We start from the raw sequence: 24,734 nt of genomic DNA on the forward strand, positions 1-24,734 counted from the left end.
GGAGAGTGTATGATTTTATCTTTTAATCACTTAAAAAAATACTTACCAAATTATAAACTTTCAACTAAAGATGTCGAGTATGCATTAAATGAGCTTGGAATTGAAGTTGAAACAGTTACTAAATTCTCAGATGTTGAAGGTCTAGTATTTGCTAAAGTTTTAGATGTTTATCAAAATCCTGAATCTGATAGATTAGATATTGTTAAGCTTTTAACTAAAAATGGTGAAGTACAAATTCAAACTAATAATAGAATTTTAAAACCTGGAGATTTAACTATTTGCTTTCCTGTAGGGGCAAAAAAAGGAGATATGACCTTTAATGAAGTTGTGCTTAAAGGTCATAAATCTCAAGGGATGATGGCTGCTTGAAGTGAAATTGGTTATGATTGAGAATTATTAGCAGATAAAAATCAAGTTTTAGTTTTACCTAATGATTTTGCTACCATTGAAGATGATGCAATGGCAAAATTAGGTTTAGATGATTATTTAATTGAAATTTCAACTACAGCAAACAGAAATGATGCTAATTCTTATTATATTATTGCAAAAGAACTTGCAGCATTTTTTGAAACAGATTTTGTTTTTGAAATTAATCCTGTTGAATCAAATTTTGAATCAAACTTTAAATTAGTTAATAATGAAGCAAAGGTAGATTATTTATCATTTGTTGAGGTTAAAGGTAATAAAGAAACTTCATTAGAAGATAAAATGCTTTTAGCAAAACATAATATTAGTTCAAAATTTGCTTGAAGCATTAATTTAACTAACTTATGTTTAATTGAAATAGGAGCTCCTGCTCATGTTTATGATGCAAGTAAAATTACTGATGATTTAGGTACTAAAATTACAAGTGATAAATTTGTAATTTTAGGTAATAAAGAAGTTGAAGTAAAAGATGTCTTAACTATTTGTGATAGTGAGAAAAATATTTCTTTAGCTTGTGTTATGGGATTAGAAAATACTAAAACTGAAGAATCAAGTAATGATTTATTATTTGAAATTGGGGTATTTGATCCTAAATTAATAAGACATGGAGCTAAAGAAATTAAATTAAATTCAAACTCATCAAACCAAGGTTCAAGAGTTATCACCCCAGAAATAGCTAATTTAGGTATTAATTTTATTCGTTCATACTGCAATGGTTTAGCAATCTCTCAAACTATTAATCCAATAAATGTACCAAATAAAAAAGAAATTCAACAAAATGATGAATTAATCAAAAGATATGCAAATATTAATGATTTATCAGTGTTTGATGACGCTAAAAAGAAATTAACTAAATTAGATTTTGAATTTATTGATAATAAAATATTAGTTCCTAATTATAGATATGATGTAGAAATTTTTGAAGATATTATTGAAGAAATTTTTAGATTTTACTCATACAAAAACTTTGAACCAGCTAAATATCTTAATGCTCCTATAGCAACAAATCAAAGAAATATTACTAAAGAAAAGTTTACAGCTGTAGGATTTAGTGAAGTTAGAACTTTTACCTTAGTTTCAAAAGAAAAGAATTTATTAAACATCTTTGACTTTGATGCAAATATAAGCTTGATGACTTATGTTTCAAAAGAACGTGAGCAAATTCGTAATTCAATCATTACATCAATGCAAGAGGTAGTTGAATACAACCAAAAACGTAAAATGACTAATATTAATATCTTTGAAAAAGGAATGGTAAATAATAATCAAATGGTTTATGGATTAGCGTCAACTACTATGTCATTTTTAGAATTAAAACAAGTTATTATTAATTTCTTAGATGATAGAGAATTAGAATTTAAACCATTAAACGATAATCAATACATTCATCCAAATGTATCAGCATACATTCATAAAAATAATGAGTTAATTGGTTGAATTGGAAAAATTCATCCTTTATATGATCAAACAAATGCTTTTTATGCTGAATTTAAAGAAATTCCAACTAAAAAAGCAACAAAATTTAATTCAGTAGATAATCAACAATTAAAAACTTTAGATTTAACTTTTAGTATTGATTTAAAAAATAATATCGGACAAATTATTGACCAAATTAAACAATTAGGTGATGTTTTTGAAATTATTCAAGTGGATAATTATATTAAACAAGACCAAAGAAATGTAACTTTAAGAATTACTGCTAATGAGCAAGTAATTCAAACAATTAATAACACATATAACAAATAGAGGTGCAATTATGTATCAAAAACTAACTTTAAATGACAAAATTGTTCAAGATGCTATTAATAATGAACTTATTAGACAAGAAAATCACATTGAATTAATTGCGAGTGAAAACTATGTTTCAGATGATGTTTTAAAAGCTCAAGGTAGTGTTTTAACTAATAAATATGGTGAAGGATATCCAAATAAAAGATATTATGGAAGCTGTGAAAATGTTGATGTAGTTGAACAAGCAGCAATAGATCGTTTAAAACAAATTTTTAATGTGAAATATGCTAATGTTCAACCTTATTCAGGATCAGTAGCTAACGCTGCTGCTATTGCTAGTGTAGTTCCTAGTGGTGGAAAAATTATGGGTCTATCATTAGATTGTGGTGGACATTTAACTCATGGTTATAAAATTAGTTTCAGTGGTATTTTTTATGATTCAGTTTCATATAAATTAGATGAAAATGGATTTTTAGACTATGATGCAATTGAAAAATTAGCAATGGAAGAAAAACCAGATTTAATAATTTGTGGTTATTCTGCTTATTCAAGATTAATTGATTTTAAAAGATTTAAAGAAATTGCTGATAAATGTGGAGCTAAATTAATGGCTGATATAGCTCATATAGCAGGATTAATAGCTGCTGGAGAACATCCTTCACCTGTTGGTTATGCTGATATTATTACTTCAACAACTCATAAAACTTTAAGAGGTGGTAGAGGTGGAATTATTATGACTAATGATGAAGCTATTGCTACTAAAATGAATCGTTGAGTATTTCCTGGATATCAAGGAGGACCTTTATTTCATGCTATTGCAGGAAAAGCTGTAAGTTTTTATGAAGCTCTTCAACCTCAATTTAAAGAATATGCAAAAAATATTAAATTAAATGCTCAAAAATTCTGTCAAGCTTTTATTGACAAAGGAGCTTATATAGTAAGTGGTGGAACTGATAATCACTTATTTATGATTGATGTTTTAAAAACATATAACATTAATGGAAAACAAGCAGAAACTTTATTAGAAAAAATTCATATCACTATCAATAAAAACACTATTCCTTATGATACATTATCACCTACTTTAGGTAGTGGAATTAGATTAGGAACAGCAGCTATGACAAGTAGAAAATTTACTAAATGAAATGAATTAGCTGATATTATTGATTATGTTTTAAGAAACTGTGAGTGATTAGAATCAAATGATTCTGCAGCTTTAGCTAAATTAGCTGAATTAAAAAATCAAGTAATTAAGCTAACTGAAGAATTTCCAATTATTAAAAATTATTTAGTTTAAAATGGACTTCTTGTCCATTTTTTTGTCATAGCAAAAGCATTATATTTATCAAGTTATATAAATTAACTAAGGTAATGTTTTTATTTTATTAGAAATAGAAGCAAAATTGATATGGAAAAAATGATAATTTTCTAAGAAAAAATATCATTTTGCTATAATCATTGCAAGAATGAAAACAAATATAAAAAAGACATTTAAGAAAAAAAATTTTCTTTTTTCACTTGCTTTAGCTCCAGTAGTTGGGGCGGTTGTTTTGTTTGCAAGTACATGACAAAACGCAAAGGTTGTCACTGCATCTGGATCGAGTGCAGTGCAGCCTTTTTTTGACCTTTTAGCTAAGCAATACATTAATGAATCGAAAAAAAACATTGAAATTAGTGTTCAAGCTGGTGGAAGCGGTACAGGAATTAATAATGTTGCAAGAAATAAATCTACTATTGGACTTTCAAGTAAATCTCCAAGTAAAATGGTAAAATCAAGTACTCAATTACAAGAATTATGAACTAAAAATAAACTTAAAACTATTACTATTGCTCATGAAGGGATTGTTTTAATTGCTAAATTACCTAAAGATGTTAATTTAACAATTAATCAAAACAATATCGCTAAGATTTATCAAGCCTTTAGTGGAAATGAACAAGTTTTTATTAATGATTTAATCAAAAATCCAATTAGAAATAATTTTAGTTTAAAACCATTTGCTAGAGAAGGTGGAGGAAGTACTAGTGGTACTGCTCAAGCGTTTTATGAGGATAATGGTTTTAAAAATATTAATTTACCAACTAAAGTTAAAGATATTCTTCAAGGTAAGCAAAATTACGGACCATATACAACTTCAACTAGTGAATCAAATAGTCAAACTTATGAATTATTTGCAAAAGATGGAAATCAAGATGGTTCAATCACCTATTTATCTTTAGGTTATGTATTAAATAATAAACAAAAAATACTAAATGATGGATTTACTATCTTGTCTTATGAAATTAATGATCAACAATATCAACCCACAGTAGCAAATATTCAAAATAATTTATACAACTGAAAAAGACCAATTGATTTAATTACTTCGATTAACAATTATGGTCAACGAGGAATTATTGAATGAATTTTATTTGATGATTCAAAAACAAAAACCAAGATTTTTAACGATAATGGAATGGTACCATTATCGTTAGAGCAATTAAGTTCAATGTTTTATGATTTAAATAGTTCTAAAGAATTAAGCTATGAATATTTAAAGGAAAATTTAACTAAATTTTGAGTTGATGATAATCAATTAAAAAGTTTTGGAGTAAATGATGAACAAAATTAAAAATAAATTACTAAAATCCATTTCACAAAGTGCTAGTTTTTTAGTAATTTTGTTATTTATTGCTATTTTAATTACAATTATTATTTTTTCAATTCCGGGTTTAAAAACTTATGGATGAAGTTTATTTAGTTTAAATTTTAATTTAAATAAAGACCAAGCAGGGATTTGATTACCATTATTAATTACACTGGTTTTAGTCTGTTTTGGAGTAATTTTAGGAACCTTTATTGGAATTAATTTTGCTTTATTTACTTTTTATAAATTAAACAATAGATTAAAAAGAATTATTGAAGTAATTATGAGCATTTTTAGTGCTTTACCTTCAGTTGTTTTTGGACTTTTTGCTTTAGAAATTATTGGACTTTTTGTAACTAAAGTTCTAGGAATGAAAACTAGTTTAAATTTAGTTAATGCTATTATTATGCTTGGTTTTATGGTTGTTCCTAATATTTTTTCAAGTGTATATAATGCTTTAAAAGTTAATAATCAAAACTCATATTTAACAGGAATTGCTCTAGGTATTAAAAAAACTACAGTAGTTCATAAAATTGTTAAAAAGGAAATTAAAAATGAAATAACTACAGGAATAGTTTTAGCAATTGGTAGATTAATTGGTGAAACTATGGCATTGAATTTTATTTTAAATAGTCAAAATTATGATGCAGGATTTGAAAGTGGATTTTTAGGTTTTTGAAATAGTGGTTTAAAAACATTAAGTGTTGTTATTGCATATAACTTTTTCTCTGAAAGTGGAGGAGAAAGTTTAAAAAGTATTTTATACTTCTTTGGTTTAATTATTTTTATTATTACTACTATTATTAATTTAGTATTACAAATTCTTAATAATCCTAAATTATTACTTAAGAGTAAAAAACTTCAACAATTTAATCAAAAATTAGTAGCTATTATTAGTTGAATACCTAGAAAAATTATTCAACCATTTATATCTAAAAATCAAAATTATAATTCTAAAATCTATGATATTTATAAACAAGTTATAGAAATTATTGCTTTTGGATTAATTACATTATTTATTACAAGTTATGTATTATTTATTGTGATTAATGGTGCTCATGCTTTAAGTTTAGAATCTAGCAGTGTCTTTAGTTTTGGCTCAGATTCTACTGGTAGAGCAATCATAAATACTTTAGTAATTATTTTCTATGCTATTTTAATCACAGTACCATTTGCGTTATTAAGTGCAATTTATTTATCAGAGTATTTAAATAATAAAGCTATTAAAAACATTTTTGTATTCTTTATTGATGCATTAAACTCTACTCCTACAATTATTTTTGGGATTTTTGGTTTAAGTTTCTTTGTTGAAACTTTAGCATTAGGACCTAATGGAAACCATAATGCATCATTAATTGCAGGTATTTTAACTATATCATTAGTGATCTTATCACAAATGATTCGTGGATTTTATAATGCATTTAGATTAGTACCTGATTTATATCGTATTAATGCAATAGCTTTAGGGATTAAAAAATATCAATTTATATTTAAGATCTTATTACCTAAATCATTTGGAATGATTTTATCTGTTGTATTAACTGCTATTAGTAAAATTATTTCTGAATCTGCACCATTATTTTTAACTGCAGGATTAACTTCATCAAGAGATTTTGGAATTAATTTATGAGGTCAAACTTTAACCACTAGATTAATTAGTCAGCTATATTCAAACAACCCTAATGCAACTAATATAATGTATGAATGTGCTTTAATTGCATCGATTTTAATTGTGATTATTGTGCTTTTAGCTAAAGTTGTAATTCCAAACTGATCTAACATTAAACTTTGATTTAATAGGAGAAAATATGCAAGAAGCAATTTTAAAAAACAAACTATCAATTAAAGAAAAAAATGATTTAAACAACAATGTTAATAATTGTTGTTTAAAAGAATTTGATCCTAATATTATTTTCGATATAAGAAACTTTAATTTAGTTTATCAATCAGGTAAAAAAGCATTAAATAATATTAATCTAAAAATCAAAGAAAATATGGTTACTGCCTTCATTGGTCCTTCAGGTTGTGGTAAAAGTACTTTATTAAAATCATTAAATAAAATGCATGATCTAAATTCTAAAAATCAATTAACTGGAAATATGTATTTTAAGGATTTAGATATTAGATTTAAAGGTATTGATGATTATAAATTACGTACAACTATTGGAATGGTATTTCAAAATCCTGCACCTTTTCCTATTTCTATTTATGAAAATATAGCTTTTGCTTTAAGAAATAAAGGAATTACTGATACTAATCAAATTGATCAAATTGTAGTTGATGTTTTACAAAAAGTTAATTTATATAACGAAGTTAAAGATGATTTAAATAAAATAGCTACTGAACTTTCAGGAGGTCAACAACAAAGATTATGTATTGCTAGAGTTATTGCTTTAGAACCAAAAGTAATATTAATGGATGAACCAACTAGTGCCTTAGATCCCATTTCAGTAGCTATGGTAGAGGATTTAATCTTAGAACTTAAAGGTAAATATACTATTATTATAGTAACTCACTCAATGTCTCAAGCTCAAAGAATTAGTGATGAAACAGTGTTTTTATATAAAGGTGAAATTATTGAACATCAAAAAACAAGAAAATTATTCACTGACCCAGATTGTGAAATGACTAAGAAATACATTACAGGGAGAATGATCTAATGGCAATTAATTTTACTTTATTAAAAAAAGATGAAAAAATTATTAAAAAACAATTTATGGATTATGTTGCTCATTCAATTACTATGAATCAACATTTGATTAATGTAATTAATCAAATTAATAGTAATTTGACTAATGATGAATCATTTGTAAAAATTTATAACTTAGAGCAAGAATCGAATCACATGCATCAAACTATTTTAGATGATGCTGTATGATTAATTTCTAAAGAACAACCTATAGCTAACCACTTAAGATACTTTATAAGTATCATCAATTCCTTGTTTGATATCGAAAGAATTTGTGATTATTCAGATCGAATTGCAAGATTTTTAGAAAAAGAAATTAATAAAACTTCTAATTATGAATATGATTTAATGATTAGTTTAATTACCCAAGTAGTTGAATTTGGTCAAATGATTTATGATGCTTTAGATAGTCATAATGTTGAACAAATTTATTTAGAATTAAAAGTTAAATATGATTTATTTGTTAATATGTATAAATCTAAAACTAAAGAAATATTAAATCATTCTAATATTAATCAAATGCACTTATTATCATTTTTTACCTTATTAAAAAGTGTTGATCGTGCAGTAGATCATTATATTAATATATTAGAAAACTTCATTTTTGTTAATGATATTAACTTCTTTAATAAGCATAAAAAGATTAATTAAGTTATTAAACCAATATTAAAAATAGACAAATTATATTTGTCTATTTTTGTTTTATTGATAATTGAGAGTTTAATAAAATGATAAATTTTTGAATAGAAAAATCTTTTCTATGATGTTGTTTTAGGTATTTTTGATAAATCAAAATAAAGTTATCAACATTATTGATATTTGGATTATCCATTACATAACTTAAAGCATCTAAAATAATATCAGTTGATTGATGAATTATTTGTCAATTATCAAATTCAATTTCAAAATATTCATCACCAAAGATATCTTCCATTAAATCTAGATTCAATAAATCATATTCACATAAAGCTAAACAAAATATATTAATCTTTTTAGCTAAAAATAAAATAAATAATCAATAAAATTCTGGTTTATTGGAATTCTTAAAATTTATGATTTCTTTAACAACTTCTAAATCAATATATCAATCATTTGATATTTCACCTAATGAAACCAGTTCATAAAACATATCATAATTATCATCAATTATTTCATCTAGCTCATTTTGATACTTAATACATTTATTAAAAATTTGATCAATTTTTAATAAATAATCTTGACATTGTTTAAATATTGCGTTTTGTTTATTTATCATAGTTTTTACTCCTTTGTTATTAAATTGTATTAAATTAAAGAAGAAATTATTTGATTTAAACTTATTAAAATCCTTAATTATAAAAAATGATAAAAATGAACAATATTTCACAAAAATTTGTTAATTTCATATTTGATTTAAAATTATTTTTTATAATAATTATGTACTCACGCATACACAGATACAAGAATTATTAAGGTGAGTATAATATTGTGAAACGTGAGAATTTAAGTAAAATAACTTACTTGTTAGCACCAACTCACGAAAATAAAATATGGTAGCGATAAGATGGGTCTTATTTGATAAGCTCCATCTTTTTTCTTTTAATTTTCTACAATTGATCTAATGGACATATGATTGTTCATTTTTTTATTTAACAAAATTTTATGAATATAAATTTCATTTATTTTGGGTCTAGTTTTTATAAATAAAATGTATATATTTCCACAAAAAGTATATTTTTACTTTCTTTCAATACTAAAATCCCACTTTTTGGGATTGATATATATATATATATATAATTTTCCATAATTCGTATTTTGTAAAGTTTTTTACAAAATCCAAAACATTTTAATAGTTTTTTAAATAAATTATTCAAATGTTTGAAAAAGATTGTAAAGGGAATAATTATGGATAGAAGACTAAAAAGAATGCTATTAGTTGCTCCTGCAACTATACCTTTTGTGTTCACTAGTGCCGCAAGTGTGATTGTAGCAAACAATAATATTGAGTATTTAAATATAACTGATGGTCCTTGAAAAGGAGCGTGAGAACCAGTTTATAACAATAACATAATTGACTTTACTACAACTTCATCAAATCAAGTAAGATCAAGAACACAAGATTGAACTATAGTTATTAATAATTCTATGGGAGATAAAGTAGGCGATAAGAAAGATAAAAGGGGAATAATCACAATTACATCTGCAACTGTGACAATAGAAATTCCTAAAAACATACCTATTTCTTTAGTGAGAGATAGAATTTGAATAAGTATTGATTCTCCATATAGTAGTAGACCAGATGGTTCTGGATACAACAGATGAGGTGCTGTCAATAATCATCCTTTTGTATATAACGATAGTTCAAAAAAGTGAATAAGTGAAAGAGATTATCACAATCACAATATCGGAAACGCAAATTATATAGGTGCTGTTAGAGGTGGCTCATATATTCAATTTGGAGATGATAACGTTTATTATGGACATAATAATGCTTACAATATAGGGACTAACTGGGGTAATCATGGTGGTAGCGATGGTCCTGATTGAGGAGGTTTTAGACGTCAAGGGAATGGTCAAAGAAATGATCGTATAAAAATCGATAATATACATCAACCAAATGATCATTCAATTAGTTTTGATATAAAATTTGCTAACGATTTAAAACGTATTAATTGAGAGAAAAATGGAAAAGTAACATTTAAATTTAAAACTAAAATAAATGAAAATTTTTATACTTACTCAAGTAATAGAAATTATGGAGCAATAAAAGCTACATTTAATATCCCTAATACAAATGGACAAAAAGCTGAACAATTTTCACAATCTTATAATATAGGAGCATCAGATCAAAGAATAATAACAGTTAAATCAACAAAGCAAAATGATGCTATAAGTAGAGAAATTAATGATGTGCCAAATTTTTCATACACTATTAAGCAAGATCATTCAAGAGTTTCAAATTATGCTAATAGTAGAGATAAAATTATTCTTAATACAAGATATATTCCTTCTCCATTAACAAATACAGCATCAAAATTAGATGCTAGTAGTACAAGATTTAGTAATTCAAATTTAAACAAAAAATATAGAGTTGTCTCAAATTTAACAAGCAATCATTTTACTGTTGATAATCCAGTTATTGATAATAGTTATAGATATATTTATACTAATACATACAAAGAATACATTAAAACAAGAAATGGAACTGATGATGGTTCAATTTCTAGATTACCATATAGTGATGATGTAAAAAATGCTTTAAAGGATACAATTGATCGTATTTATAATGATTTAAATGGTAATGATACTGATGACAGAAATTTAGGTATCTTACTAGATCATTGAAATAAAGCTCTTTATACTGCTATTGCTCTAAGTGAAATTTATAACAATGGTAATAATTTAGAAACTAATATTAAAACAAAAGCTAGAAATGAAATAATTGGAATTAGCAAAGATTGAGATAAAACAAGATTTGATAATAAAGTAGATGAAGTAAAAAACAAATATATTACACTAAATAGTAAGGTTAATGACCTTAAAAGTACATTATCTAAATACAAAGATGTATTAAATACGGATAATTACACTAATTCAACTAATAAACAAACTTTAGATACTGTAGTAAGAAATCTTTTTAGTGACTCTAATGCTTATTTAAGTGGTTCAACAATTACTACAAATACTAATTTTGATAATATTAAATTAAAAAATACTTCTGCAACTAGCACAAATATAGATACTAAACGTCAAGAAATAGAAATGCTTTTAAATCAATTAAATGGTGCAATGAAATTAACTGAAGCATTTATGGAATTAGATGCAGCTTTATTAAAAGCTAATATATTAAAAAATGAAAATGATTTAGATCCTAATTTTGCAAGAGATTTGCAAGTTGCAGTTGATACAGCAAATAGAGCTAGAAGTACTTATGCTCATAATGCTGTATCTTTATCTAGAGCTGCAAACACTTTAGATCAAGCAGTAATAAAAATTAAAGCAAAATATGCTGAAGCTAGTGTTGAAAAATTTAATAGAACAAAGAAAAATAATGAAGTAAATACAAATAATTTAAATAATATTAATAACAATTTAAAAAACTTAATTAATAAAGGTGTTATTGATAATAACTTAAATAATAAAGCTGATGAAACACTAAGAGAATTAAAGAAATCTATCAAAGAAGACATTGATAAAACTTTTGATAAAGCATTAGAAAAAGCTAAAAAACTCAATGAAAAGAATCAAAATAATCCTGATTATTCAGCTGGTGGTAATTCAAGTATTAATTCTACTTTACATAAAGCAATCCAAGCAAATCAAAATAAACCAAGTAATAAAGATTCTTGAACTAAAGAAAATATTAAAGATGTAGTTGATAAAACTAAAGCATTACAAGATGCAACACATAAAGCTTTAGTTGATATGTTAGAAAAACAAAAAACTAAAGCTCAAAACATTATTAACGAATTAAATAAAACTCAATACAATAAAGAACCTTATAGAACTATAAAAAACAATTTAACAACTAAATTAAATGATGCAAAAAGATTAAACACTAATTCTAATGACACAGAATTAGAAAATAAATTAAATGATTTAACATCAGCAATTAATACAGCAAATACTCAAATCACTGCAGCTAATAATAAAACTGCAAATATTGAAAAATTAAAACAATTAATTAATACTGCAAATGGTTTAAAAACCAAAGTAGAAACCAATACTAATGATTATCCTTCAACTAAATTAAATGATTTAAAAGCTGAATTAACTAAAAACAATCATAATAATTACAATTCTTTAACTAATGAAGAAATTGAATCAAGAATAAATACATTAAATACTAAAACTAATGATTTCTTAAATGATTTATTAGACAAACAAACTAAAAAAATAACTTCTTTAGTTAATTCTAATAATCCTAGATTAGAAGAATCAACTAAACAAACATTAAATAATTTAAAAAATTATGCTAATACTGCAAAAACTGATTTAGATTTGACATCTAAATCTAATAAATTAGACACAGTAGTTAAGGGAATCAAAGTAGCTTTAAGCAAAGATTCTATTCTTAAAAAATTAAATGAAGCAACCAATTTATCCAATGATACAAATTTAACCAACAATAATAAAAGAGAATTATTAAACAAAATAACTGAAGTTAAAAATGCTATAGCATCAGTTAATAATTCAACTGATTTATCCACATTAAATAATCAAAAATCAACTTTAGATACTAATTTCACCAAGATAAATAAAGCATTAGATAAAGCAAAAATTGACATTGCAAAAGAAAAGTTAAACCAAACTATTGCTAAAGCTAAAGAAGTTAAAGAAACTTTAAAAGATAATGATATTAAAACTGACTTAAATAGCAATATTACTAGTGGAGAAAATGCAAAAAATAGCTCAAATGCTACTGAAGCTAGTTTAAATGCTGCAAATGATAAGTTAAATAAAGATTTAACAATAGCTTTAGCAAAACAAACTATTAAAGATGCTACATCAACTAATGATGATTTAATTAATAAAGATGTTGATTTAAGTGATCTAAATACTAAGAAAAATAAATTAAATAATTTGATCACTAATCCTTCAAGTAGTAATCAAGCAATTAATGATGCTAAAAAAGAATTAGATACAGCTATTGATTTAGCTAAAACCATTGCAAAAGCTAAAGAAGCAATTAAAAAAGTTAATCCTGCAAATTCTAATACTAAACTAGCAGATAGCATTAATGATAATAATGATCTTAAAGAATCATTAAAAGCAGTAGATAATGCTAAAGCTACATTAGACAATAGTATTAATAGCTCAAATAAAAACAAAAACACTATAGAAACAAATACTTTAAACTTAAACAATGCTATAGATAATGCGAAAAATAAAATAGTTGAAGAGGTTAAAAAATTAACTCATATTGATGATGGAGTAAAAACTAATATTATTAGCAATATAGAAAATCCTAATAATGATTTAACCAAAAAACTAGAAGAACTAAATAAAGCTAAAGCAATTGATACTAATGTTGATCAATTAAATAAAACTATAGCTTTAGCAAATAAAAATAAAGACAATAATAACTTAAGAGACAAAAACTTAAACGATTTAAATGATGCAATTGCTAATGCAAATGCAGCGTTAAATACCAATAAAGATAATCCAAATGGATTAATTGAAGCAAACAAAACCTTAAATAAAGCAATAGTGAGTGCTAATGTTGACCAAGTTGTAGATGACGCAAATAAAGTTATTGATAGATTAAATGATTTAAATCTTAACGATGCAGCAAATGATTTAAAAAATAAAGTCAATCAATTAGTTAATAAAGCAATTAATGTCAATAATATTAATGAAATTGAACCTGATTTAACTAAGGTAAAAGAATTAATTGATTTAAATCAAACCAAAATTGCTGCTGCAAATACTTTAAATAAAGTCAATGATAAAAATCATTGAAATGATACTTTAACAATTACTGATCCTAATAAATATCATGATTTAAATAATTCAATTAATGAATTAAATACAGCAAAAAGTGATTTATTAAACACTTTAAAATCTACTACTTCTACAAAAGATGATATTAATAATAAAACAACAACTTTAAATAATTCTATAGATAAAGTTAAAAATAAAATATTAGATATAGTAAAAGGTTTAACCAGTATTGATCCAGTAGTTAAAAATCAAATTATCAATAATATTAAAAACGATACTAATAATATTGGTGCAAAATTAAAAGAGTTAGATAAAGCTTTAAAAATTAATAAAAGTTCAAGCGATCTTAAGAAAAGTATTGAACTAGCTAAAGAAACCAAATTAGATAATGATCTTAAAGACACTAATTTAACTGATATTAATTCTGCTATTTTAGAAGCAACTAATGCTTTAGTTAATCACAAAGATGATTTTACTAAGTTAGATCAAGCAAATAGTGAATTAAATAAAGCTGTTATTGATGCAAATGTTAATCAAATTGAAGATGATGCTAATAAAGTTATTAAAAACTTAAGTGATTTAGGTTTAGATCAAAAAGTTAATAAATTACAAAAAGCACTTAATGATTTAAAAGAAAAAGCAAATAATGCTAGCTCAATTAAAGATATAGAAACTAATATTGATAATATTAAAGGACTTATAGGGTTAGATAATACCAAAGCTAATGCTATTAAGCTTCTTAATAAAATTAATGATATTGATCATTGAAATAATAATTTAACTATAGCTGATACAATTAATCATCCAGATTTAGTAGTTAAAATTAATGATTTAAATAATGCAAAAGATACTTTAATATCTGCAATTGAAGGTACTGATGAATCTATTGTTAAACAAAAAACTCAAGATCTAACTACCAAACTTCAAGAAGTTAAAAATCAATTAACTTTAGAAATAGCTAAAAAAGATAATGTTCCAGGAGTTATAGTAGCTAAATTTAAAGATTATATTAATGATTCAAACACTAATTTAAATGATGCATTAAAAGCATTTGATAAATTAGATAAATTGAATTTAGTTGATAAAGAAGTTCAAGATCAAATTACCAAATACCAAAATCTCAAAAACAACAATAGTATCAATTATGATCTAAGTTCACAAGATGATAAAAATGCATTTGATAATAGTTTATCTAATGCAAAAGATTTATATGACTATATTAAAGATGAAATTACATCAGCCAATGATCAAATAGTAACTAGTGATGAAGTATTTGAGGATTATTTAGCTAAATTAAATGCTGAAAAAGATAATCTAAAAACTTCTTGAGATAATTTAACTGGTAATAAAATGGTTGATAAAGCAACTAAAGATTTTATTAAATCATTATCTGATGCTTTTGATACTAAAAAAGCTATTATGGATAATGGATTTGATAATAATAGTGCTTTAGATAATTTATACAATAAATTATCTAACAAGGATACTAATAGCAACATCAAAACAATTAATGACTTAACTGATCATTCATCATTTACTAATGACAATATTACTCTTGATATTGATATGGTTGATAAATATAACAAATTAGTAAAAGACACTAATGAGTTAAATAAGGTATCTAAACTTGTGACTAAAGAAATTCTTAACCAAGAAAATAATAAAGTTATTAATGAAAGAGCTAAATATGATTCTAATGGTGAATATGATTTAGATAAATATCATAATGATGATTTTAATAATTTAAAAGATCAATTAGATAATTTAATCAATAATAAACAAGCTTTTGATCAAGAAATAGTTAATAAAAATAATGTTGAAATTGTTAATAAGGCTAAAGAAATTAAAGACAGTTTAATTAAAATCCAATTTAATACTAATCAAGCTAAAGCAAAAGTATCAATAGATCAATTACAAAATTTAGATACTACTATTAAAAATCAATTAAAAGATCAAATAAATAATGCTCAAAATGATACTCAAATCAATGACATAGTATCTAAAGCTATGACTTTAAATAATCTTTATCAACGTTTAAAAGATAAATTACAAGAATACAACACAGTAATTAATAATGATATTTTATTTAAAAACTCATCAAAAAACCTTCAACAAGATCTTATGAATGCATTTAATTTGATTAAAGATAGTAATTTAATTAATAATTTAAATGATGTTTTAGGAACTAGTTTAGATGAAAATGATGTATTAACTAAGATTAATAATTTAACTAATGCAATAAATGCTTTAGATGGAATAGCTAGATTAAAACAATTTAAAAATGGAGCTAAAGTAAAAATTAATAATTTATCTAGCTTAAATAATGCTCAAAAAACAGCTTTAATTAATCAAGTTCTTGCTAGTGATTTAATTGATCAAATTACTGGTGTAAATCAAAATATTAATTTACCAGATGCAGATTCAATTTTAGATCTAGCTAATAAGTTAAATGATAAAATGCAAGAATTAAATAATTTTGTTAATCCTAGTGATCAAACAAATACTACTAATGGAATTATTGATTCTTATAAAGATCATACTCATCCAAGTTACAAACTTGCAATTGCTGATAAACAACAAACATTTGATAATGCTTTAATAAATGCTAATAATTTATTAAATAAAACTACTGGTAATAATTTAGATATATCAAAAGTAAGCGATATTTTAGACAAATTAAAAGAAGCTAAAATGAATCTAGAAACTTCTTCAAGTAGCTTTATCGATAAATTAATTAATAATATTGATGTGCATCTAAATGATTCGTTAATTACTGATCCTTTAGTAAAACAAGATTTAAAAGCAAATATTAAAAAAGCTATTTTGAATATTGATTCTAGAATTAATGCTACAGATATCAAATCTCAAGCATTAGATATTATTAATACTATTAGTTTTATTAATTCAAAAATTAATAAACTTAATTCTACAGTTAATAATAATACAATTTTCAATAATCCTAGATTTAGCAATATTGGTAATAATTTAAAGGATGAAATTAATAAATTAAAAGCTACTGTTGATGCTATTATTGACAATTGAAAAGATGGATTTGGTTCAAAAATAGAAAATGATACTATTAGCAAAATTAAATTAGATACTAAGCAAAATATAGATCTTACAGCTAAAGTTACTACTAATGCAAATGATAAACTAAATGCTAAATTAGATAGTATTAATGATATTAACTTAAATGCTGCAAATAAAGTTGTTAAATCAAATTTAATTTTTGATTTAACTAAAAATCAAGCTTTAAAAGATATTTTTAAAGATATATTAACTAGTGATCAATTAAACTTATTAAATTCTTTAGATCTAGCAAATAATATTAAAAAAGTTTTAGATTTAGTCCAAGATGACCCAAGTTTATTAGCCAAATTAAAAACTAAATTAGAACTTAATGATAATGAAACAATTGATAAAGTTTTAGAACAATTAAGCAATAAATTAAATAATAATAAATACTTTAAAGAACTTGTTGAATCAGTAATTAATATTACTCCTAGTGCTTTAAGTGATGATAATAATCAATTAATCAATCAAGCAAATAGTATTTTAGAAAATAATTTATCTAATAAAACCTGATTAAATGAATTAGCTAATAGTTTAAATCTTGAATCTTCAAATATTGATGCTATTAAAGCTAAAATGCAAGAAATTATTACTAATTCTAATGATAATTCAGCTAATAGTAAAGCTAAATTAAACTTATTAACTAAACTTCAAGAACCAGAACTTATTAATAATTTAAATAATAAGCTAACTGAAATATTTAATACTGAATCTAAAGAATATGCATTAAGCTTAATCAATAAAGATAATTTCAAATATCTTTCAGATAATGAAATTACTAACTTCATTAATGAAATTAAAGATGCTAACATTGATTTAACTGCTAATGATCAATCATTAGATTACAATATTGAAGCTATAGTTAAAAAAGCACAATTATTAGATTTAGCTAATAAAGCTAAATTAGCTATTAAAAATGTTGATAATGGAACTAAGGATTTAATTGAAAATAAAATTAATGATTTAATCAATGAAGCATTTAAACTAACCAATACTAAAGAATTAGTAAAAAATGATCCAACTGATTTACTTAATACTTCAAAACAAAAATTAATTAATGCTGAATTGAATTTAGATAAATTAAATGCAACTACAAGTAATTTAATTAACAAAATTAATCTAGCAAATAATGCAAAAACCACAGTAGATTATTTAAATGCTAAAGATTATACAAATGATCCTGTAGTAGATAGTACTAATAGAATTAATTTTGATAACAGTTTAGCTAATGCTTTAGCTCATACTAAAGATTTAGCTAATGAAAATGTTGATGATCAAATAAATAAACCAAATAATTTAGTTATATCAATTCCTAATATTAGTGATGACAATTTATTTACTGCTGGAGGAATAGAAAACACTAATGACAATGAAACTAAATCAATTAATAGTGAATTAAATGATTTATCAAGTGATTTAGTTGCTAAAACTAATGCATTAGATGGGCAAGAAATTCTTCAAGCAGCTAGAGTCAATGCAACTAATATAATTAATTCTTTAACTAATTTATCTAATAAATTAAAACAAGAATTAATTAATCAAGTTAATACTGTAGAATCTAATCCTTTAGTAGATGATATAGTTAATCATGCTAAAGAGTTAAATGATAAATATATTGAATTAAATAATTTATTAAAACTCAAAGATATTATTGCTAATACCAACCACTGAATCAATAATACTAATACCAAAGATAATCAAAATCTTAAAGATGTTATTGATCAAATGATCAATAACCTTTTAGATAATAATGGTTTAATGCCTAATCATTTAGGTAATATTGATAATCTAACAGCAATTAATGATAATATCAACCAACTAAGATCATTATTAAATGAAAATAATGATAATCCTAATGGATTAAATGGTTGAAATAATACTATTGCTAAAAGTAATGAAATTATTGATAGCTTATTCAATACTGCTTTAGATACAGATAAAGTATCTAATGAAGATTTAACTAAGTTAAATGATGGATATAAAGCAATCTTAAAAGATATTATTGATAATGAAATTACTAAAGCTAAAACTTTAGAAAATGAATTATTAGATCTTAAAAAGCAATATGAAAGTACAACTGATGCTGATACTAAAGCTAAATTAAATCAAGCAATTAATGATAAGCAAAATCAAATTAATGCTATCAAAGATCAATATTTAAATGCATTAACTAATGCTAGAAGCAAAAATAGATTAAGAGATTTAATCAATCAAGCAAATGATTGATTAAACAATAATACTTCAAGCAAACAAACAGTACTTAGAGGTAATTTACCAGCTATGATTGAAGAATCATTAAATCATTTATTAGATTTAACTAATGATAATAATCAAACAGATATTCAAATAGATAAAATATCTAAAAATCTTGAAGAGGCAAAAACTAGATATATAAGATTGAATCAAAATATTAAAGATTTAAATGATTTAATCAACCAAGCTAAAGATTATATATCTAAAATTACACCTGGATCAAGCTTAATTGATCAATTATTAAATTCAATTCATCAAGCAGAATCATCATTAAACAATGATGATTCAACAGTGATTGATTTAGCACATACTAAATTAGCTAATGATTTAGCTAACATTATGCTTAAAAATCAAATAGAAAAAGCTAAAGCTTTAAAAGAAAGCTTAATTAATAATCTTGATTATCAACCTTTAGTCAATAAGTTAAATAATGCAATAGATCAAGCAAATAATTTATTAAATCAAGTTAATAATATTTTACATATATCTGATCAATTAAGAGATTTAGAAATAACTAAAGCAAATGAACTTGAATTAACTATTGCAAAAGTTAAATTAAATAAAACTATTATTGATAGTAATAATTTTGTTAATACATTAAGTGATTCTAAGTTCAATAATATTAAATCAAGCTTAATTAATGCAATTAATCAAGCTCAAAGCAACATTAATAATAAATCTAGTGATTTATTATTAAAAGAAAATGATAAATTAGCTAATGATTTAGCTAATGCTAAGTTAGATAAAGTTAATCTGGAACTTAATGATTTAATTAAGAAATTAAACCAAGCAAGCCCTAAATATATTGATATAGTAAGCAAATTAAACAAAATTATTAAAGATGCTAATAATATTAATCGCTCTAATACAACTGATGTAGAACAATCAGTTGTGAAATTAAATAATGCATTAAATCAAGCAAAAGTTAATAAAACAATTAAAGATGCTAATAATGCATTAACAGATTTAAATCATTCATTAGTAGATCAATTAAATAAAAATCAATTAAATCAAAAAATCAATGATTTAATTAAAAAGCTTAATAATAGTATTAAAAATAATGATTTAAATAGCAATAAAATTGATAAAACAATCCAAAAAACTAATCAAGTAATTCAAGAAATTAACAATCAAATAGCCAAAGCTAAATTCAATGATGCAGCAAATAAAGCTAATAAATTAATTAATGATAATCAATTTGATCCAATTGCTAAAGATCAATTAAAAAATAATTTAACTAAAGCTAAAAATGACTTTAATACAACCAATACAGATAAAATCATTAATAATCTTGCAGATAAATTAATTAATGATTTAGCTAAAGCTAAATTATTAGATCAAATTAATAAATCAAATCAATTATTAAAAACAATATTAAATGATTCAAATATCAATTTAATTCCAAAAGCTATACTTCAACCTATTATTAATGATTTAACTAACAATATCAATTTAGCAAAACAAAAATTAAGAAATAATTTAAATAATGATACTTTAGATCAAGCAAGAATTACTTTAGCAAATAAAACTAAAGCAATTAATAAGTTAATAAATCAATTAGTTATTGATTTATTAACTAAAATCAATAATGCAATTAATGTAATTAATCAAGCTCAAAATCTTGAACCAGAGTTAAAAACTAAATTATCAAATCAAGCTAAAACTCTTTATAATGATCAAGATTTTAATGATTTGATTAATAAAGTTAGATCTTTAGATAAGTTATCTAAAGATCTCATTGATGCATTTATTGAAGCAAAAAATATTCAAGCTAGTGATATTTATATTAAAACTGCTATAGCTAAAAAATCATTATTAGATGATGCAATAGCTTTTGTAGAACAAAATCAATTATTAGGAATTAATACTAAAGGTAATTCTGAGCAAATAGAATTAATTAATTCTGCTATTGAGCAATTAAAACAAGGAATTAGTAGCATTGATGGTAAGGGAAACAAAACTCCTTGATGATTGATTATTACTAGCATTTTAGGATCAATTACCTTTATATTTGGTTCATTTCTTGCTTTAATTAAAAAGAAAAAAGATAATAAAGATAAATAATTTTAATTTTTAGTTAATCAACTAAGTATACAAAATGGACAAATTTATATTTGTCCATTTTTTAATTAAAGCAAAATGATAAATGTATTATTAAACTATATAATTTATTTAATCAAATAAAAAATCAATACTTAATAACAAATTAAGTATTGATTAAATTGATTAATTATTTTCGAACGATAACTTGATTGGTATCTAAGTTATAAATAGTACTTGAAACATCACTACAAGGTCCAAAATCATATATCTTAGATACTTGGGGAAAGATTTTTTGTGCTTGAATAATAGAATTAACTGGTGTTTGACCTGAAATATTAGCACTAGTCATATACATTGGACCATTTTCTAATAAATATTTAATTAATAATGGTTGATTTGGCATTCTAAAACCTTGATCATTAACAATAATACTATAAGCTCCAGGTCATAATTTGATGGCTAACTGTTCTGCTTTAGTGTTTCATTGTTTAAAAGATCTAGCTTGTTCAATACTGCCTACTAGTATCATTATTTTTTTATCAATTGGACGTTGTTTTAATTGATAAATTAATTTTAAAGTTAAATCATCTACAGGACCACCAATTCCTCAAACAGTATCTGTACTACAAATAATAATATTTTGATATAAATCATTCATATCAAAATATTACATCAAAAATAAAAAGAAGGTAAAAAAATGAAAATACTAATTAAAAATGCAACTATAGTAACTATGGATTTAGAAAATGAAGTTTTATACAAACATCATATTTATATTCAAGATAATTTAATTCTTAAAGTCTCAAAAGATTTAGATTATACTTTTAAACCTGATATTACTATTAATGCTAATAATGATATAGTAATGCCGGGTTTAATTAATATGCATACTCATGTTCCAATGACTTTAATGCGTAATTATGCTGAAGATGTGAATTTAGAATCTTGATTATTTGATCATATTTTTCCATTTGAAGATCAAATGACTTATGATGATGTTTATTATGGGGCTAAATTAGGAATTATGGAAATGATCCAAACTGGAACCACTAGCTTTTTAGATATGTATTTTCATCCTCAAGCAATTATTCAAGCAGCTAAAGAAATAGGGGTTAGAGCTTTTATAGCTCCTGGTTTTGTTAATAATAATTTAGAAACTAGAGTTAAAAATCAATTAGAGTTATTTGATAAATACCATTTATCAAATAATGGTTTGATTCAAATTTTTACTGGACCTCATGCAGTTTATACTAATGATGCTAATTCCTTAAAAATAGCTCATCAATTAGCCTTAAATACCTCTAAAACCATTCATATTCATTTAAATGAATCTTTAACAGAAGTAAATAATTGTTTAAAAGAAACTAATTATCGACCTATGGAATATATTAATCACTTAAATTTAACTCAAGATGTTAATCTAATAGCTGCTCATGCAATACATTTAGATCAAAATGAAATGCAAATAGCTAAAAAGCACAATATTTCATTAGTTCATAATCCTAGTTCTAATTTAAAAATTGCTTCAGGGGTAATGGATATAACTAAATATTTAAATTTTGGTATTAATGTTGCTTTAGGTACTGATGGAGCAGCTTCAAATAATAATTTAAATATGTTTAATGAAATAAAATTAGCTGCATTATTAGCTAAAGGTATTTATCATAATTTAGAACATATTAAATCTTATGATATTTTAAAAATGGCTACAGTAAATGGGACAAAAGCATTAAAAATGGACCATATTTTAGGGAAAATCAAAGCTAATTATCTTGCGGATCTAATTATTTTAAATCATAAGAGCATAAATTTTCAACCACAAAGCAATTTGATTGACGCTCTTGTATATTCATGTAATGCAAAAGATGTTAAAACTGTTATTATAGATGGGAAAATTGTTCAGAAGAATTATAAATTGCTTATAAACGATTTTTCTAATACGATAAATAAAGTGAATGAAGCATACAATAGAATTATTAAAGAATTATAAAATATGGAACAAATTTATATATTTCCACATTTTATAATCAAATGCTTGTGATAGTAGTTTAATCAATATTTATTATGTATAATAAATATGTTATTACATAACTAAATTATCTATATGAAACAAGGAGAATGACCTATATGTCAAAACTTAAAAGAATATTATTAACATTAACAGGAACAGTAAGTGCGGTACTTCCTATTGCTGTATCAGTATCTTGTGGATCTAGTGAAGATGGTAAACCATCACAAGGTAGACCTTCACAATACATTCAACCAGATCAAAGGGTTGCAAAAGTTAATGCCAATCCAGCTATGACTGCAGAAGTAGCAAAAGCTCATCCAGATGCAAAATTAGTATATATTACAGATTCAGGACAAATTACTGATAAATCATTTAATCAATCTTCATGAGAAGCTCTTAATTTAATTGATGATCAAACATCTACAGGAATTGATTACAAAGCTATTCAATCAGAAGGTCAATATGAAATTGCATATAATAATGCTTTAGCTGATGGAAGAAATGTATGAATTTTATCTGGATTTGGACATGGATCACCAATTGCTCAATTCATTAAAGCTCATGTTGCTGACATGAAACAAAAGAACATTAAAATCATTATTGTGGATACTAAAGTTTCAACAAAAGATTTAAGTGATGATCAAGCAGCATTAGATTATGTTAAAACTAATGTATATTCAGTTGAGTTCTTAACACAACAAGCAGCTTATGTTGTTGGTTATGCTTCATCACAATATTTAGCAGATAAATATGCAACAGATGCAGCAAAAAGAAAAATTTCAATGTTTGGTGGTGGAGCAGAACCAGGAGTTACAAACTTCATTACCGGATTCTTAAGAGGAATGCTAGCATGGAATAAAGCAAATGCTGATAAAAAAGTTACTACAAATTCAGCAATTAACTTGGATTCAGGATTTGTTCCAGGTTCAAAAATGAATCAAGTTATCCAAGACTCATTACAACAAAATCCATCATTTGTTATGGCTGTAGCAGGTCCTGCAACAAGTGCTGTTATTAAAGCTCTTAGTGATGGAGGAAGCAAATATAGTGAAGTTAGTGTTGTTGGAGTTGACGTTGATCAATCATTAGCTGATCAAGCTAACAAAAAAAGATACGCTACATCAATTACTAAAAACTTAGCTCAAGCTGTATATGATGTTGTTCTAAAAGTTGTTTATGGTTTAGGTACATCTTCAACAGAAGTAAATCATAATCAAATAGAAGGATTACTTCAAAACTGAGTAGGATATGCACCATCACAACTTAGTGGTGAAGATAAAGCAAAAATGGATAATAATTTACAAGCAGCTAAAGCAAAATATGAAGCATTAGAAAATTCTGAAAAAGAAGCAATTATTTCTAATAAATTACCAGATGGTTCAACAGATGCAGATTCTCAAACTGCACTTGTTAATGCATTAGCAGCAGCAGTAAATTCTTAATTAAATAAATAAAATAAATA

General features: G+C 24.0%; 11 protein-coding genes. 9 read left to right on the forward strand and 2 right to left on the reverse strand.

The features are described 5' to 3' along the window. The first annotated feature begins 9 nt into the window (after window positions 1-9). The 6 genes from GE118_RS02265 (at window position 10) to GE118_RS02290 (ending at window position 8,121) form a co-directional block, all read left to right on the forward strand. On the forward strand, window positions 10-2,172 hold the full coding sequence (locus GE118_RS02265; protein ID WP_158763832.1) for a phenylalanine--tRNA ligase subunit beta: 2,163 nt from the start codon (window positions 10-12) through the stop codon (window positions 2,170-2,172). A gap of 10 nt (window positions 2,173-2,182) precedes the next feature. Beyond that, entirely contained in the window at window positions 2,183-3,454 is a 1,272-nt protein-coding gene (glyA, locus tag GE118_RS02270) for a serine hydroxymethyltransferase (RefSeq protein WP_158763833.1), read from the forward strand. A 169-nt stretch (window positions 3,455-3,623) separates the two neighbouring features. Beyond that, window positions 3,624-4,766 carry a PstS family phosphate ABC transporter substrate-binding protein gene (locus tag GE118_RS02275; protein ID WP_158763834.1) on the forward strand — a complete coding sequence of 381 codons (1,143 nt, stop codon included), beginning with the start codon at window positions 3,624-3,626 and terminating at the stop codon, window positions 4,764-4,766. After that, window positions 4,753-6,627 carry an ABC transporter permease subunit gene (locus tag GE118_RS02280; protein ID WP_233262739.1) on the forward strand — a complete coding sequence of 625 codons (1,875 nt, stop codon included), beginning with the start codon at window positions 4,753-4,755 and terminating at the stop codon, window positions 6,625-6,627. The genes GE118_RS02275 and GE118_RS02280 overlap by 14 nt, the downstream gene beginning before the upstream one ends. Continuing rightward, window positions 6,590-7,441: a phosphate ABC transporter ATP-binding protein PstB gene (pstB, locus tag GE118_RS02285; RefSeq protein ID WP_158763836.1), complete on the forward strand. Its 852-nt coding sequence runs from the start codon at window positions 6,590-6,592 to the stop codon at window positions 7,439-7,441. The genes GE118_RS02280 and pstB overlap by 38 nt, the downstream gene beginning before the upstream one ends. After that, on the forward strand, window positions 7,441-8,121 hold the full coding sequence (locus tag GE118_RS02290; protein ID WP_158763837.1) for a PhoU domain-containing protein: 681 nt from the start codon (window positions 7,441-7,443) through the stop codon (window positions 8,119-8,121). The genes pstB and GE118_RS02290 overlap by 1 nt, the downstream gene beginning before the upstream one ends. 40 nt (window positions 8,122-8,161) lie before the next feature. Here the strand turns inward: GE118_RS02290 and GE118_RS02295 are convergent, their stop codons facing one another. Next, window positions 8,162-8,725: a hypothetical protein gene (locus GE118_RS02295; RefSeq protein ID WP_158763838.1), complete on the reverse strand. Its 564-nt coding sequence runs from the start codon at window positions 8,723-8,725 to the stop codon at window positions 8,162-8,164. Window positions 8,726-9,354: 629 nt separating this feature from the next. Between GE118_RS02295 and GE118_RS02300 the strand changes: the two genes are divergently transcribed. Further along, complete coding sequence (locus GE118_RS02300; protein ID WP_158763839.1) at window positions 9,355-21,282, forward strand: hypothetical protein; 11,928 nt, start codon at window positions 9,355-9,357, stop codon at window positions 21,280-21,282. A gap of 166 nt (window positions 21,283-21,448) precedes the next feature. Here the strand turns inward: GE118_RS02300 and GE118_RS02305 are convergent, their stop codons facing one another. Continuing rightward, on the reverse strand, window positions 21,449-21,919 hold the full coding sequence (locus GE118_RS02305; RefSeq protein ID WP_158763840.1) for an L-threonylcarbamoyladenylate synthase: 471 nt from the start codon (window positions 21,917-21,919) through the stop codon (window positions 21,449-21,451). Between the two features lie 39 nt (window positions 21,920-21,958). Between GE118_RS02305 and GE118_RS02310 the strand changes: the two genes are divergently transcribed. Both GE118_RS02310 and GE118_RS02315 read left to right on the forward strand, forming a co-directional pair. Further along, window positions 21,959-23,251: an amidohydrolase gene (locus GE118_RS02310; RefSeq protein ID WP_158763841.1), complete on the forward strand. Its 1,293-nt coding sequence runs from the start codon at window positions 21,959-21,961 to the stop codon at window positions 23,249-23,251. A gap of 137 nt (window positions 23,252-23,388) precedes the next feature. Beyond that, on the forward strand, window positions 23,389-24,714 hold the full coding sequence (locus GE118_RS02315) for a BMP family ABC transporter substrate-binding protein (protein WP_158763842.1): 1,326 nt from the start codon (window positions 23,389-23,391) through the stop codon (window positions 24,712-24,714). Window positions 24,715-24,734 lie beyond the last annotated feature (20 nt).

The organism is Mycoplasma sp. NEAQ87857, assembly GCF_009792315.1.
GTDB lineage: Bacteria > Bacillota_I > Bacilli_A > Mycoplasmatales > Metamycoplasmataceae > Mycoplasmopsis.